This window comes from Streptomyces durbertensis (genome assembly GCF_014156695.1).
GTDB classification, from domain to species: domain Bacteria; phylum Actinomycetota; class Actinomycetes; order Streptomycetales; family Streptomycetaceae; genus Streptomyces; species Streptomyces durbertensis.
Genome location: NZ_WMLF01000096.1, coordinates 1 through 14,938 on the forward strand (window position 1 = coordinate 1; position 14,938 = coordinate 14,938).

Annotated in this window: 9 protein-coding genes; 6 read left to right on the top strand and 3 right to left on the bottom strand. The window is 72.0% G+C overall.

What is annotated here, in order from left to right; translation table 11 throughout:
* A partial coding sequence (locus GL263_RS09255) for a DUF3515 domain-containing protein (protein WP_194377298.1) occupies positions 1 to 436 on the top strand: 436 nt, incomplete at its 5' end.
* 6 nt (positions 437 to 442) lie between these two features.
* Here GL263_RS09255 and GL263_RS09260 read toward each other — a convergent pair.
* Positions 443 to 1,081, bottom strand: coding sequence for a TetR/AcrR family transcriptional regulator (locus GL263_RS09260; protein WP_182855116.1), 639 nt, complete (start codon positions 1,079 to 1,081; stop codon positions 443 to 445).
* 82 nt (positions 1,082 to 1,163) lie between these two features.
* Here GL263_RS09260 and GL263_RS09265 point away from each other — a divergent pair, with 82 nt between their 5' ends.
* A complete protein-coding gene (locus GL263_RS09265) occupies positions 1,164 to 1,697 on the top strand; it encodes a hypothetical protein (protein ID WP_194377299.1) in 534 nt (177 codons plus the stop codon).
* A 34-nt stretch (positions 1,698 to 1,731) separates the two neighbouring features.
* Here the strand turns inward: GL263_RS09265 and GL263_RS09270 are convergent, their stop codons facing one another.
* The gene (locus GL263_RS09270) at positions 1,732 to 2,859 is read right to left on the bottom strand and encodes an LLM class flavin-dependent oxidoreductase (protein WP_182855117.1); all 1,128 of its coding nucleotides are present in this window, start codon (positions 2,857 to 2,859) and stop codon (positions 1,732 to 1,734) included.
* A gap of 243 nt (positions 2,860 to 3,102) precedes the next feature.
* Here GL263_RS09270 and GL263_RS09275 point away from each other — a divergent pair, with 243 nt between their 5' ends.
* The 3 genes from GL263_RS09275 to GL263_RS09285 all read left to right on the top strand — a co-directional run bounded on the left by GL263_RS09275 (position 3,103) and on the right by GL263_RS09285 (position 5,133).
* Positions 3,103 to 3,723: a hypothetical protein gene (locus tag GL263_RS09275; protein ID WP_182855118.1), complete on the top strand. Its 621-nt coding sequence runs from the start codon at positions 3,103 to 3,105 to the stop codon at positions 3,721 to 3,723.
* 133 nt (positions 3,724 to 3,856) lie between these two features.
* Positions 3,857 to 4,366: a SigE family RNA polymerase sigma factor gene (locus GL263_RS09280; RefSeq protein WP_182855119.1), complete on the top strand. Its 510-nt coding sequence runs from the start codon at positions 3,857 to 3,859 to the stop codon at positions 4,364 to 4,366.
* Positions 4,363 to 5,133, top strand: coding sequence for a hypothetical protein (locus GL263_RS09285; protein ID WP_182855120.1), 771 nt, complete (start codon positions 4,363 to 4,365; stop codon positions 5,131 to 5,133). Before GL263_RS09280 ends, GL263_RS09285 begins: the two co-directional genes overlap by 4 nt.
* 75 nt (positions 5,134 to 5,208) lie before the next feature.
* On the opposite strand, the gene GL263_RS09290 is transcribed toward GL263_RS09285, so the two are convergent.
* The gene (locus GL263_RS09290) at positions 5,209 to 8,334 is read right to left on the bottom strand and encodes an FG-GAP-like repeat-containing protein (protein WP_182855121.1); all 3,126 of its coding nucleotides are present in this window, start codon (positions 8,332 to 8,334) and stop codon (positions 5,209 to 5,211) included.
* 275 nt (positions 8,335 to 8,609) lie between these two features.
* On the opposite strand from GL263_RS09290, the gene GL263_RS09295 reads away from it, so the two are divergent.
* Positions 8,610 to 14,888, top strand: a complete 6,279-nt coding sequence (locus GL263_RS09295) for an RHS repeat-associated core domain-containing protein (RefSeq protein WP_182855122.1) — start codon at positions 8,610 to 8,612, stop codon at positions 14,886 to 14,888.
* The last annotated feature ends 50 nt before the right edge of the window (positions 14,889 to 14,938 follow it).

The following is a 14,938-nucleotide window of genomic DNA, read 5'->3' on the forward strand; positions in this document are numbered from 1 at the left end:
GGTGTGGCGGGGGACGGGTGGTCCTTCGTTTGACGTGGAGAGAGCGCCGAGGGCGGACGCGCCGGAGTGTGTACGGCTGCTCAAGCGGCTTCCGGACGAGCTGGCCGGGCGGGGACGTGAGGATGTGCGTACGCAGGGTGTCGCGGTCTGGGGGGACGGGGATGTCGTGCTGCGGTGTGGCCTGCGTCCGCCGCCGCCTTCGGTCGATCCGTGTGTCGCCGTGGACGATGTGGAGTGGTTGCTGCTGGAGGCCAGGTCGCAGGGCGACAGGAAGGTCCTGCTCACCTACGGCAGGGACCCGGCGGTGGAGGTCTCGCTCTCCCAGGAGGTCGACGGTGTCGACGCGGCGCTGATCGACCTGAGTCGGCTCGTCGAGCCGATCAGGCAGCGGGGCGAGTGCATCGGCGAGGAGGAGCCGGAAGGTCTCGGGGGGTAGTCCGCGTCACCGCGTGTGGTGGGTGGCGCGGTGGGGTGAGGGGGGCAGGCCGAGGACGCCTCGTACGGTGGCCTCGGCGAGTTCGACGTCGTGGGGCGCCTGTCCCGTCAGGCGGCTCACCACTCCTTCGAGTGCGCCGAGATAGGCCGTCGCCGTCGTCGCGGGCGGTGGTCCGGGTGGGATGGCACCGCTCTGCCGGCCTTCGGCGATCCGCTCGGCGACCTGGGCGGTGAGCCGGTCGACGACCTCGGTGATGAGGCTGCCGACGGGGTGGTCCCGGCCTGCGAACTCCGTCCAGAGGACGTTCATGACGTTGGCGACGTCCCGTCGACAGTAGCGGGCGTGGCCGCGTGCCATCGCCGTCAGCGCCTCCACCGGGTCGGTGGTCGCGGCGGCGGGCGCGCCGACCTCGGCGGTCCAGGTCTCGTCGACCCACCGCACCACGGCGAGCGCCAGCGCCTCCTTGCCGGCGAACTGGTGGTAGAGCGCGCCGCGCGTGTAGCCGGCGTCGGCGGCGACCTGTGCGAGGACCAGGTTGGCGTAACCGTTCCGGGAGAGTCCGCGTGCGGCGGCCTCCAGCAGAGCTTCCCTGCTCTGTGCCCGGCGTTCGGCCTGGGTGCGCCGGGCCCTCTCAGCCGCCTTCATACTTCCTCACATACGTACATGCATGCATGTTACCTTCTGGAGAGGCGTTCCGCCGGCGCGCGGGCGCGGAAGGGAGCACACCATGCAGGACGAACCAGAAGTGGTTCGGGACCCTGGCGACTCCACGTCGCCGGTCACGGTCAGGCAGGTGCTGGACGTCCCCGCCGACATCCGGGCCCTCGCGGCCTTCCGGCGGCCCGACTACATCGATGTCTTCGCCCTCGACTCCCCTACGCCGGTCGACGGCACGCCCGAGCAGTGGGCACGCGTCGTCCTGGAGGAAGGCGCGGGGCTCGGGGGCCAGTTCGTGTGGCGGGTGCAGCTCGGGCTGCGCCTGCGGTGGCGCAAGGCGCCTACGCACGTGGCGGGATGGCGGATCGCCGCGCGCGGTGACGACTGGATCGAGTTGGCGGCCCGCTCCCCGCTACTGACCGGCCACCTTCTCGTCCGCGCCCGGGGCCGCGAACTCTCGCTGACGACAGCCCTCCACTACCGGCGACGGCTGGGCGCCCGGATCTGGTCACGACTGTCCGCCACACATCGACGCGCCGCGCCCGCCCTGCTGCGCCAGGCGTACGAGGCGGAACGCGCGCGAGGCATGGCGGGGCACGGCTGAGCGCGTCCCCGTCGCGCACAACGGCCGGCGACGGTCAGACGACGCTCCCGGCAGGGGCGGCGGCGTCCAGGGCCGCCGGCAGGTCGTAGGCGTCGGCGACGAGCTGGTAGGAGCGGAGTCGGGCGGCGGGGCCGTGCACGGTCGTGGTGATCATGAGTTCGTCGGCGCCGGTGCGTCCGACCAGGCTGTCGAGGCCGGCGCGGACCTCGTCCGGCGTGCCGTGGACGACGTTGGCGAGCCAGCTGTCGGCGAACTCCCGCTCGCGCGGCGAGAACTCGTGGGCCGCCGCTTCCTCGGGGGAGGGCACGAGGCCGGGGCGGCCGGCGCGGAGGCGGATCATCGACAGCACGCCGGTCATCACCTGGCGGCGGGCTTCGGCCTTGTCGTCGGCGGCGAGCGCGGAGACGCCGATCATCGCGTACGGCTCGTCGAGCACGGCGGAGGGGCGGAAGGAGGAGCGGTAGAGGTCCAGCGCGGGCAGCGTGTTGGCGGCGGAGAAGTGGTGGGCGAAGGAGAACGGCAGGCCGAGCGTGCCGGCGAGGCGGGCGCTGAAGCCGCTGGATCCGAGCAGCCAGAGCGGCGGTCGGGCGGGGGACTGCACGCCGCCGGCCGCGCGCCCCTGGACAGGTCCGGGGACGGCGTGCACGCCGCTGAGCGGGTGCCCGCCGGGAAGGTCGTCGTCGAGCAGCCGGGTCAACTCGGCGAGTTGCCGGGGGAAGTCGTCGGCGCCCTCGTCGAGCCGGTCGGTGCGGCGTAGCGCGGCGGCCGTGACGCCGTCGGTGCCGGGGGCGCGGCCGAGCCCGAGGTCGACGCGTCCGGGCGCCAACGCCTCCAGGGTGCCGAACTGTTCGGCGACGACCAGCGGCGCGTGGTTGGGCAGCATCACTCCGCCGGAGCCGAGCCGGACGCGGTCGGTGTGGGCGGCGAGGTGGGCGAGGATGACGGCCGGTGAGCTGCTGGCGATGCCGGGCATGGAGTGGTGCTCGGCGACCCAGTAGCGGTGGTAGCCGCGCTGCTCGGTGGCGCGGGCGAGCGCGACGGTGGTCCGGAGCGCGTCGCCGGCGGTGTGTCCGGTGCCGACGACGGCGAGGTCGAGCACGGAGAGCGGGACCGGCGCGTTCCCGCGCGGCTCGGCGCGGACGGCGTGGCTGTCGGTGCCCATGGCGTGTCCTCCGGGGGTGGCGGCGGCGCGGCTGGTCGTCGTACCGGTGCGGAAACCTCCCGTCGGCGGCGGGGTATTCCGGACCGGCCCGACCCCGGGCCGACTGTGGTGTGAGTCACGCGGATCGCGGGCGGGCGGCTGACATAGTCGCGGGCCGCCGGGCCCGTCTGAAGGGTGACAGAGCAAGTCGGTGCGAGGCGGGCGGTGAACGCGGCCCGCACGCGAACCCATGAGGAGTCACCTGTGGTTTACGTTTCCCGCCGGGCCGCCGTGGCCGTGGCCACCGCCACCGCGGCGACCCTGCTGCTGGCCGGTGCGGCCACCGCGACGGCGTCCGGCGACCACGCCCCCGCCGGCAAGCGCGGCCAGGTCTCCGGGCAGGCATCCGGGCAGGCATCCGGCGAGGTGTCCGTGCGCGGTGGTCTCGAGGTGCGGGTGGTCAAGCCCTACCAGCCGTTGGAGATCAACGAGGAGACCCGTCTCGGACTGCTGCCGCAGGGCCGGCAGAACTACGTCGTCTCGCACCCCGACTCGTTCGCGAAGAACGTGGAGTACGCCAAGGGTCTGGTGGGCGACGACATCCGGCCGCGCAGCATGAGTCTTGGTGTGCAGTCGGAGAACGGCGAGGTCACGCTCATCACGGGCGCCTGGCGGCTTACCGAGGCGCCGCGCGAGATCAGCGTGCGGTTCGAGGGCGACAACTTCGGGTACGCGGCGCAGATCGTCCAGCTCCCCGGCAAGCCGGGCTGGGGCGCCTACTACTTCGACCCGAAGGCGTGGGGGCTGGAGAAGAAGGCGTTCACGGTGGAGGGCGTCGACCGGAAGGGCAAGGTCTTCGACACCCTCGAACACAGGCCGTGGTGATCCGCTGACGGGCACGGAGGGCCGGGTGGGCACACACGGGGGTGCCCACCCGGCTTCCCCACCCGGCACGAGAGCGGCTTTCCGGTAGGGCCCGGCGACGGCGACGGACCCCCGACAACCCCACGGGACACGTGTGAAGAAGAGCGCGGAGGACGACTTCCGCACGTTCGTGCGCACTCGCTGGCCGAGGCTGCTGCGGACGGCCTACCTGCTGACGGGCCACCACCAGGACGCGGAGGACCTGGTGCAGGCCGCGTTGGCACGCGCCTACACGCGCTGGGAGCGGGTGGCCGGGGCGCGCGACCCGGACGCGTACGTGTGGCGCGTCATGATCAACGTGAACACCGACCGGCTGCGTCGTCGCCGGTTGGGGGAATGGCTGACCGCCTGGTTGCCCGAGCGGGCGGCGCCGGACAGCGCGGCCGAGCGGGTACTGGAACGCGGCGTCCTGCTGGACGCCCTGCGCGCGCTGCCGCCGCGCCAGCGCGCGACGGTGGTGCTGCGCTACCTGGAGGACCGCAGCGAGCGGGAGGTGGCCGAGATGTTGGGAACGGGCGTGGGTACCGTCCGCAGTCAGACCGCCCGCGCGCTGCGTCGACTGCGCGCCGAGCTGCCGGAACTCACGACATGCGAGCGGGTATGAGCCACAGGTGGGAAGAGGACGAGCCGGAGCACGACGTGCTCCGAGGTGAACTGCGCCGGGCGGCGGACGCCGTACCGGTGGGCCCGGCGCCGACGGCCGCGGTGGTGCGTGCGGGGCGGGCACGTCGCCGACGGCAGCGGACGGTGGCCGGGGCTGCGGTGGCGGCGGTACTCGCGGCGCCGCTGGCGGTCCTGTCGTGGCCGCACCCGGCCGACGAGCGGCCTTCCCCGCCGGCCGTGGTGTCCCCCTCGCCCGAGGACCCCGAGCCGGTCGAGGACTTCGAGCCGAGACCGGCCCCGCCGCGCACCGTGAAGCCGGACGAGCCGGTACGGCTCGCCGCGGGGGTCCGGCTGTGCCTGAGCGAGGAGGGACGGCAGAAGTACGCGGTCCTGGAGAAGACGGAGACCGCGGCCGGCGCCCGCTGCCCCTCGGGCCCGGCGACCGGCACCGGCGACAACATCCGTGAGCGGAGCCTGAGTTCGGGTTACACGAGCACCACCGCCGAGGGGGTCCTGCGGCTGTACGGCGTGTGGCGGCACGACGAGGTGCCGAGCCGTGTCGAGGTGCGGGCCGGTGGGCGCTCCTACTCCGCCGAGTTGTTCACCCTGCCGGGCCGGCCCGGTTGGGGCGTGTACTTCCTGGACGCCCGCGCGCTGCCGCGCTTCACGTCCTACCGGGTGGTCGGCTACGACGCGACGGGCCGCCCGTTCGCCACGCTCCGCGCGTCCCTGGGCGTCCCCGGGCCTCAGGAGCCGGGGAAGGGCTGAGCGGAAAGGCGGCGCCGAACGGGCGAACGGGGGTGCTCGGTGCGGGCACCCCCGTCCGCGGTCGGCCGGTGAGCGCTAGCTCAGGGCGCGGAAGGACTGCCAGCCGGTGGTGCCGACGCCCTGCGGCGCCCCGAGCGACTCGCGCCGCAGGGCCGGGTGGAAGACAAGTCCGGCGCCGGTGTCGGCGGTGGTGGCCCAGAGGTCGGGCACCCCGTCGTTGTCCGCGTCGCCGCCGGAGGTCAGCAGCGGGCGCTCGGTCGGGCTCCATCCGGTGGCGACCTGAGTACGGGAGCCGTAGACGGCCAGGCCCTCGCCGCGGTCGCCGGTGCCCTCGTAGAGGTACAGGTTGCCGTTGACGCGGTTGCGGGCGAGCAGGTCGACGCGGCCGTTGCCGGTGACGTCCCCGGGCGCGGCGAGATCGTAGTTGTCCCAGCCGCTGTTGCCGATGAGGACGGGCGGTTGCTCGAGGTGCTCGTCGAGATAGCCGGAGGGCGCGCCGAAGTACAGCCAGAGCTGGCCGCCCTTCCTGACGAGCAGGTCGGGGTGGCCGGGTACGTCGGGGGTGCCGTCGCCGTCGGTGTCGAGGGGGCCGTCCACGTCGCCGATGGCGAGGATCCCGCCGGCGCCCTCCCAGTGCCTGTTCTCGTCCTCGTACACCTTGAGTTCGAAGCGGTCCTCGTCGAGGTGGCCGCGTCCGTCGTTGGGGTGGACGATGAGCGCGTCGCGGGTCTCGCCCGCGACGCGTCGGTGTTCGATCAGGTCCTCGAAGCCGTCGCCGGTCCAGTCGCCGCGGTGGGTGATGAGCGAACCGCCGAAGCCCGCGGGGGCGACCTGGTCGGCGGGGCCGAGGGTGCCGTCCCCGCGGCCGGCGTACAGCCGCAACTCGCCGTTGTCGCGGATGCCGTAGAGATCGGCGTTGCCGTCGCCGTTGAGGTCACCGGGCTGGTCGGGGGCCTCGGGGCTGTCGGCGTAGAAGAGGTAGGCGGTCAGGTCGGAGCGGTTGCCGCCGGCGTTGAGGCTGCGGACGAACAGCCGGTGGGGGCCGGTGGACATGGGGGTGAGCTGGATGGTGGCGGTTCCGGTCGGACCGGCGTCTACGGCGCGCACCTTCTGGTCCCAGTCGGTCCAGTACTCGTAGCGTTCGACTCCGGTGGCGTCGCCGGGGGCGAGAGTGAACGTTCCTGTCGTGCGGGCGGTGCCGGTCTCGTTCGGCCAGCCGTCGGTACCGTCCGGGTACTGCGGTGAGGTCACAGCCGGCGGGGTGCTGGGCCGTTGGGCGTTGAAGCCGAAGAGGCAGCCGGGTTCGCCGGCGGGCGGCGTCCAGTCGGAGGTGGCGCGGTCGTCGGCGGCCTGCGCCTTCCAGGAGAAGCGTCCGCCGGAGACGTCCTCGTGCTGGGCGAGCAGGGTGCGCGGGACCTTGACGCGGGCGATGCTGCCGCTGGTCACCGAGACGGTCTGGTCGAAGAGCAGGCCGGGTTCGGTGTGGCGTTTACCGGTCGCCCACAGGTGGAAGCGGGCCTTGACGGTGCCGCCGTCGGGGTCGGTGATCTTCGCGTTGAGGTAGACGTCGGTGTTGCCGAGAATGACGTGCTGGCCGGAGGTCGGCGTGCAGCTGCCGTCGACCAGGGTGCTGGGCGTCGTGTCGAGGGCGGTGGGCGCCTTGGGCGGGGTGTTGTACTCGGTGGAGAGCACGGCGGACTTGGCGTCGAACTTCTTCCAGCCGTAGGTGTCGCTCTCGTTGGCGGCGCGCAGTCCGAAGGTGATGCTGTTCTGCTTGCCGCTGGCGGCGCGCTTGGCGGCGGCCGTCGCGTCGAAGGCGATGTTCCCGGCGGGGCAGGAACCGCTCCAACCGTTGGCGTCGTTGACCTCGTCGAGCTTGCTCGACCAGGTGGGCTGGTTGTTCCAGGTGGTGCTGGAGCTGATGGCGCCGGTCTGCCACAGCTGTACGGGCCGCTTGGTGCAGGACCACGAGTAGGTGTTCCTGATCCGGAACGTGGACTTGATGATCTGTTTGTCGGTGTTCCACAGGTTCCGGGAGTCCATGCGGAAGAAGGACCGCCCGAGGTGGTTGGTCTGGCCCTCGTAGCCGACGCGGGCCTCGCTGGTCGTTCCACTGCCCCAGCCGCTGCCGTTGAAGTAGGCGGTGTTGGGATAGCGCTTGTAGGCGAGCGTCCAGGCGGCGCGGGAGCCGGTGACGTACGGGTCGATGTAGACCGGGTAGGTGGTGTCCTCGCCGGTCAGCAGTGACCGGTCGGGGACAAGCGAGAGCGTGTCGTCGGTGAGCGTGACGGGCATGGCACTCTCGCGGGCGCCCGGAGGCGGCGCGAACTCGCTTTCCGGGGGCATGCTCCGAACGCCCCTGCCACTGGCCGGAGCGCCGGACGCGGTCTTGGCGCGCCACTCGGCGCCGGGCGCGCCGGAGCTGTCCCACATCCGCGGCGTGGGTGCGTGGAAGACCTCCTGGCCGGCGTGGTCGACGGCGGTGATGTTGCCGTGTCGGTCGACCTCGGCCGAGACGCCGTCGGTGCGCATGCCCATGCTGACGCGTCGCAGTCGTGGATGGGCGGCGGCCTTCGCCGACTTCACGACGAGCAGCTGGGCGAAGCCGTCGGGACCGGCGGAGAGCTTGAGGTCGACGCCGGGCAGCACCTCGGGGTAGGTCGCGGTGTTGTCCTGGACTTCGGGAGCCGGGAGGGAGTCGGGCCAGGAGAACTCGATGCTGCGGCCGTCCCTGCGGATGACGGCGAGTGGGCCGTCTCCGCCGGTGGAGAAGCGCATGCCGACGGCGGTGGCACGCGGGGCGAGGCCGTCGCGGCCGGCGACGAGTCTCGTGTCGATGTCAAGGAGGCGGCCGTCCCGCCGGACCCGCTGGGGGACGGCGTGGCGTTCCTCGGTGAACGTGCCGGAGGGATTGGCGAAAACGGCGGCGGTCTCGCTGCGGAGCGGGAGCACCTCGACCCGCTTGCCGCTGCGCGCGGCCTCGCGCGAGGCCGTGTCGCGGGCGGCGGCGCCACCGTCGTCGCCCGCGGGGGCGCTTGCCGCGTCGGTGGTGCCCGGGAGGCTGTCGGCCGGCGCGCCGGCCGCGCCCGCGGCGCCTGCCGGCCCGCTCAGCAGCGCCGCGCCGAGCGCGGCGGCGAGTGCGACGGCTGCCGGACGGCGTATTCCGGCCGCCCGTCTCAACCTGTGCGCAGAAGTGGACATCGAGCCACCTTCCTGTGTTGTCAAAGAACGCCCAGGAACCCTAGAGCCATTTCCCCGCACAGGTAAACACCGATCGGAATGACAGAGAAAGTGGAACGCCCCGTTCCATGGCACGGAAAGTCAACGCCTTGACTCTGAGCGCCATCTGACCTCCGAGGAAGGCAACAGAGTGACCTGCGTCACGCAGCGGAACGAGTCATTCCAGGATTTACCCGTGTAGCGTGCGTGCTAGTTTCAGCGCGCCCACAATCAGACGATTGAAAGCGGCTGAATAAATGAACTCAAACAGCCGGCCGTTTAGTAGCGGTCGGATAATTCCGCGCGGCCTGAGACGCGTCGCACTGCACTCCCTGACCCTGGTCACCGCCACGGCGGTGCTGACCGCCGTGCTGCCCGGTGAACCGGTCGCCGCGGCCGAGCGCTCCTCGCTCGCGCTGCCCGGACTGGACCACGACAAACCGGTCCCGGTGAGCGAGATCACCGGCGGGCGGGCCACCCTCGTCGACGAGGCGTCGGGGAAGGCGGCGCGCCGCAGCCCACGGGCCAGCTGGCCGAAGGCGGGGACAGCGACGGTGGACCTCCCGGCTGTCCGCCGGGGCGACCGGCGCGCCGCCGAGAGGGCCCGCGCCAAGGCCAGACCCGGGGCACTGCCCGTCGAGTTGGCGCACCACGGCCGCCGCGCAGAGCGCACGGACCGGCCGGCGCTGCGGCTGCGGGTGGAGACCCTGGACCGCGCCGCCGCGGAGCGGGCCGGCGTCGACGGCGTACTGCTGCGGGTGACGGCCACCGACCGGAGCACCAAGCGGGACGCCGGACGTACCGGCCGCACCCGCGAGACCGTCGATCTGGCGGTGGACTACGGCGGCTTCCGCGACGCCTACGGCGGCGACTGGGCCGGCCGGTTGACGTTGAAGCGTCTCCCCGGCTGCGCCCTGGACACCCCCGCCAAGGCCCCGAAGGCGAAGACCTCGGAGACCTCCGCGGACGGGAACTGCGCGCCCGCCGAGGCGCTGCCGCACGTCAGCAACGACGTCCGGGCCGGCAGGCTGGCCGCTCCGGTCACCCTCACGGCCGGGCAGCCGATGCTGCTGGCCGCCGAAGCGGCCCCCTCCGGCTCCGGCGGCTCCTTCGCCAGGACCTCGCTCTCCCCCTCCGGCTCCTGGTCGGCCGGCGGCTCGACCGGCACGTTCAACTGGTCGTATCCGCTGGAGACTCCGGAGACCTCCGGCGGCCTGGACCCCGAACTCTCCCTCGACTACTCCTCCCAGGCCGTCGACGGGCGCACCTCGGCGACCAACAACCAGGCCAACCCGGTCGGCGACGGCTGGACGCTGACCGAGAACTTCGTCGAGCGCACGTACACCGGCTGCTCCGACGACCGTTCCGGTGGCAACAACCGGACAAAGACCGGCGACCTGTGCTGGGGCAGCGACAACGCCACGCTCTCCCTGGGTGGCGAGTCCAACGAGCTGGTCAGGGACGACGGTTCGGGTGAGTGGCGACTCAAGGACGACGACGGCACCCGGGTCGCCCGCCTCAGCTCCACCGCCCGCGGCAACGGCGACGACAACGGCGAGTACTGGCGCGTCACCACCACCGACGGCACCCGCTACTACTTCGGCTACAACCGGCTGCCCGGCTGGAGCAGCGGCAAGCCGGAGACCAACTCGACGTGGACCGTCCCCGTGTACGGCAACCACGAGGGCGAGCCGTGCCACAAGGCCTCGTTCGCCGACTCCTCCTGTGACCAGGGCTGGCGCTGGAACCTGGACTACGTCGTCGACCCCAACGGGGACGCGATGGCGTACTACTACGGCGCCGAGACCAACCGCTACGCCCGCAACATGAGCGCCGCCACCGGGCTCGGCACGCCGACGACGTACGTGCGCGGCGGCCACCCGCTGCGGATCGAGTACGGACTGCGGTCGAACGACCTGTACGCCGACCCGGCGGCCCGGATCCGCTTCACCGCGGGCGAGCGCTGCCTGGTGACCACCGCGTTCGACTGCGCGCCCGGCAAGTTCACCAAGGAGAACGCGAAGCACTGGCCGGACGTGCCGTTCGACCAGCACTGCGCCTCGGGGGACTGCAAGGGCAAGTCGTCGCCGTCGTTCTGGAGCCGGAAGAAGATCGACTCGATCACCACCGAGGTGCGGTCCGGTTCCGGCTTCCGGAAGGTCGACTCGTGGCGGCTGCGCTACCAGTTCCCGTCCACCGGCGACGGCAGCTCCCCCGCGCTCTGGCTTGCCGGCGTGCTGCGCACCGGGCACACCGGCACGGGTGACACCTCGCTGCCCGAGGTGGCGTTCCGAGGCGTGCAGCTGCCCAACCGGGTGGCCGGCGTGAACGACAACATCCCGCCGCTGGTGCGGCACCGGGTGCACGCCGTGGACACCGAGAGCGGCGGCACCCTCGGCGTCACCTACAGCGAGCCGGACTGCACCGCGGCCGACCTGCCCGCCGAGACGTCCAACACCCGGCGCTGCTACCCCGTCTACTGGAACTCCGAGGACGATCCGGCGGCCGACTGGAAGCCGGTGAAGGACTGGTTCCACACGTACGTGGTGACCACGGTCCTGGAAGAGGACAACGTCGGCGGCGCGCCCGCCCAGCGCACCGACTACACCTACCTGGGCGGCGCGGCCTGGGCGAAGAGCGACGACGAGTTCACGAAGTCGGCGCACCGCACCCACAGCGTCTTCCGGGGCTACGGCCACGTCCGCACCACCGAGGGCACCGGCCAGGACGGCACCCGGCAGCGCACCGAGACCCGCTACTTCCGGGGTCTGCCGGGCGCGAAGGTCGCGGACGACGAGGGCGTCACGGTGGACGACGCCGCCGAGTTCGCCGGTATGACCCGCGCCGAGACCGTCTACGACGGAGACCGGATCATCTCCTCGGAGACCTCCGTGCCGTGGCGCTCCTCCGTCACCGCGTCCCGCGCACGCGAGGGCCTGCCCGCGCTCACCGCCCGCATGACCGGGGTCCGGGAGACGGCCACCCGCGAGCCCGTCAGCGACGGCGGCTGGCGGCGCACGAAGACCGAGACCACCTACGACGGCCTCGGCATGCCGGTCCGCGTGGTCGACCACGGCGACACCGGTCGCAGCGGCGACGAGACCTGCACCGAGACCACCTACGCGCGCAACACCGACAAGAACATCGTCGAGACCGTCGCCACCGAGAAGGTCACCACCGGGACCTGCGCGACCGCCGGCGAGCTGGTCTCCCACTCCCGCACCTACTACGACGGCGCGACCTCGCCGACCACCGCCCCCACCCGGGGCCTGGCCACCCGCGAGGAGGAGCAGGACGCCGCCGGCACCGGCTTCTGGACGGTCGCCGAGACGGTCTACGACAGCCACGGCCGGCCCACCCGGGTCACCGACGCCGAGGGCGGCCGGACCAGCACCGCCTACACCCCGGCGACCGGCGGCCTGCCCACCAGGACCGTCGTCACCGACCCGATGGGACACCCGACCACCACCGACCACGACCCGGCGCGCGGGGTGCCGACCGCCGAGACCGACGCCAACGGCAAGCGGACCGACGCCGAGTACGACGGCCTCGGTCGGCTGCTGCGGGTGTGGGAGCCCGGCTGGAGCCGGTCCGCCAACCCCGACAAGCCGTCGGCCGCGTACACGTACACGATCTCGCGAACCGCTCCGACGGTCGTCGCCAGCACCGTGTTGAACAACAACGGCGACCGCAGGACGAGTTACGAGATCTACGACGGCCTGCTGCGCGAGCGGCAGACGCAGATGCCGGCAGCGAACGGCGCCGGCCGGGTCATCACCGAGACCCACTACGACAGCCGCGGCCTGACCTGGAAGAGCTACGACTCCTACTACGCGACGGGCAACCCGTCCGGCACCCTGGTGGCGCCGGACGACACCAAGGTGCCGTCGGTGACCAGGACGCTGCACGACGGCGCCGGCCGGGTCACCGAGGCCGTCCAGGAGAAGTACGGAGAGGAGCGCACCCGCACACGGACCCTGTACGAGGGCGGCGACCGCACCACCGTCGTGCCCCCGGCCGGCGGCAAGGCCACCACCCGGATCACCGATGTCCACGACCGGCCGACACGGCTGCTGGAGTACACCAACACCTCCCGCACCGAGCACCAGGAGACCTCCTACCGCTACGACAGACTCGGCCGGATCGCGGAGGTCACCGACCCGGCCGGCAACACGTGGACGTACCGGTACGACGCGCGCGGTCAGCTCGTCGAGTCCAGCGATCCCGACCAGGGAACCCAGCGCCGGCGACACGACCGGCTCGGCCGGCAGACGCATCTGACGGACTCGCGGGGCGTCACACAGGTCATGGAGTACGACGCGCTCGGCCGGAACACCGCGTTGAAGGAGGGCGACAAGCTGCTCGCGGACTGGTCCTACGACCAGGTCGCCAAGGGTGAACTCGACCGCTCCCGAAGGCTGGTGGACGGTGCGGCCTACGTGCACCGGATCACCGGCTTCACCGACGACTACCAGCCGACCGGCCGTCAGGTTGTCATCCCGTCGGCCGCCGGCCGCGCCGCCGGAACGTACGAGTGGGGCTACGGCTACAACGGCTACACGGGTGCCCAGGAGTGGGTCTCCCAGCCGGCCGTCGGCAACGTGCCCGCCGAGCGGGTCACGACCCGTTACGACGGCAGCGACCAGGCCACCCGGCTCACCGCCGGCGGTCGGGTGCTCGTCGACGACACGGTGTACGACGCGATGGGCTCGGTGCTGCGGAAGCAGTTCGGCCCGTCCGGCAAGCGGCTCTACCAGACCAGCCAGTACGACGAGCACACCGGTTTCCTGACCCGGCTCACCCTCGACCGGGACACCGCGCCGCAGCGTGTGGAGGACACCCGCTACGGCTACGACCCGTCAGGCAACATCACCCGGATCAGCACCGACCGCGGCCAGGACGCCGAGTCGGAGAAGGACACCCAGTGCTTCTCCCTCGACCCTCTCCAGCGGCTCACCGACGCGTGGACCGCGACGGACGACTGCGCCGCGCAGCCGGCCGGACTGGCCACGCCGAAGGTCGGCGGCCCGGACGCCTACTGGCACTCCTACCGCTACGACGCGCTGGGCAACCGCACCCGCGAGGTGCGGCACGGCGTGGGCGGCGCGGCCGACACCATCCGCACCTACCACTACGACAAGGAGGGACGCCCGGGCGCCCTGACCAAGGTCACCACCACCGGCGCCCAGCAGGCCGAGGACGTCTACGACTACGACCCGGCGGGCAACACCACCAGCCGCCGCGGCAACGGTCGTGACCAGAAGCTCACTTGGGACGCCGAGGGCCAGCTCACCGAAGTCAGGGACGGCGGGACCGTCACGTCCTTCGTGCACGACGCCGACGGCCAGCGGCTGCTGCGCACCCACGACGACACGGTGACGCTCTACCTGCCGGAGGGCAACGAGCTGGAGCTGGGCGGCGGCACGTCCGCCACCGGCACCCGCTACTACGAACACGGCGACGACACCGTGGCCGTCCGCGTCGGCGACGACCTCCAGTACCTCTTCGACGACCACCACGGCACGGCCACCACCGCGGTGGACGCCGCCGACCTGGAGGTGACCACCCGCCGCAGCCTGCCGTTCGGCGAGGTTCGCGGCGCGGCCACCGCCTCCTGGCCGGGGCAGCGCGGCTACGTCGGCGGCACCGAGGACCCGACCGGCCTCACCCAGGTCGGCGCCCGGCCCTACGACCCCGAGCTGGGCCGGTTCATCAGCGTCGACCCGCTGACGGACCTCACCGACACCCAGCGCATGAACGCGTACGCGTACGCGAACAACAACCCGGTCACCTTCTCCGACGACGACGGCCTGTTCTTCAAGAAGTACTGGAAGAAGGCGAAGAAGAGCCTCAAGCGCTCCTACAAGAAGGCCAAGTCCTACGCGAAGCGGACGTACTCCAAGGCCAAGAAGCGCTACTCCTCGGTGAAGCGGGTGGTGAAGAAGAAGTTCAAGACGGTCAAGCGTTACGCGAAGGTCGCCTACAAGAAGGTGAAGAAGACCTTCCGAACGTACAAGAAGGTGGCGAAGAAGCGGTTCGCGTCCAAGGGTCCGAAGGGCCCCCGGGCGAACCCGAAACGCACCACCGGTTCCCGCAGCAGCGCGCTCGGCCAGAGACCCGCACCCAAGAGGACGGCCGCGAACTCCACAGGTGGAGACGCGGGCTCGACCGCCGGTGAGGGTGGCGGAAGCATGTGGGACAAGACCAAGAACTTCGTTCGGAACAACAAGACCGAGCTGGTTCACTTCGGCATCAATTTCGCGGTCGGCGCCGCGGCGGTGGCCGTCGGTGCGGCCGTCTGCGCCGGCACCGCGGGCGTCGGTTGCGTCCTGTTCGCCGCCGCCGGAGTGGCGATGGTCGGCGGCGCCATCGCCAACACCACGGCGGCGATGATGATGGGAGAGGAGATCACCGGCCGTAAGGCCGCCGAGTGGTCGTTCGGTGCGGCAGGCGGCACCATCCTGAACTCCGTGCTCGTCGCCAAGACCGGTTCGACGGCGCTGGGCCACGCCTGGAAATGGGTCTCCCGCAAGTAGCACGACACTGTCGCGCCCGAGTGGCGCGGCCCTCACACCGGCGGCCGGTC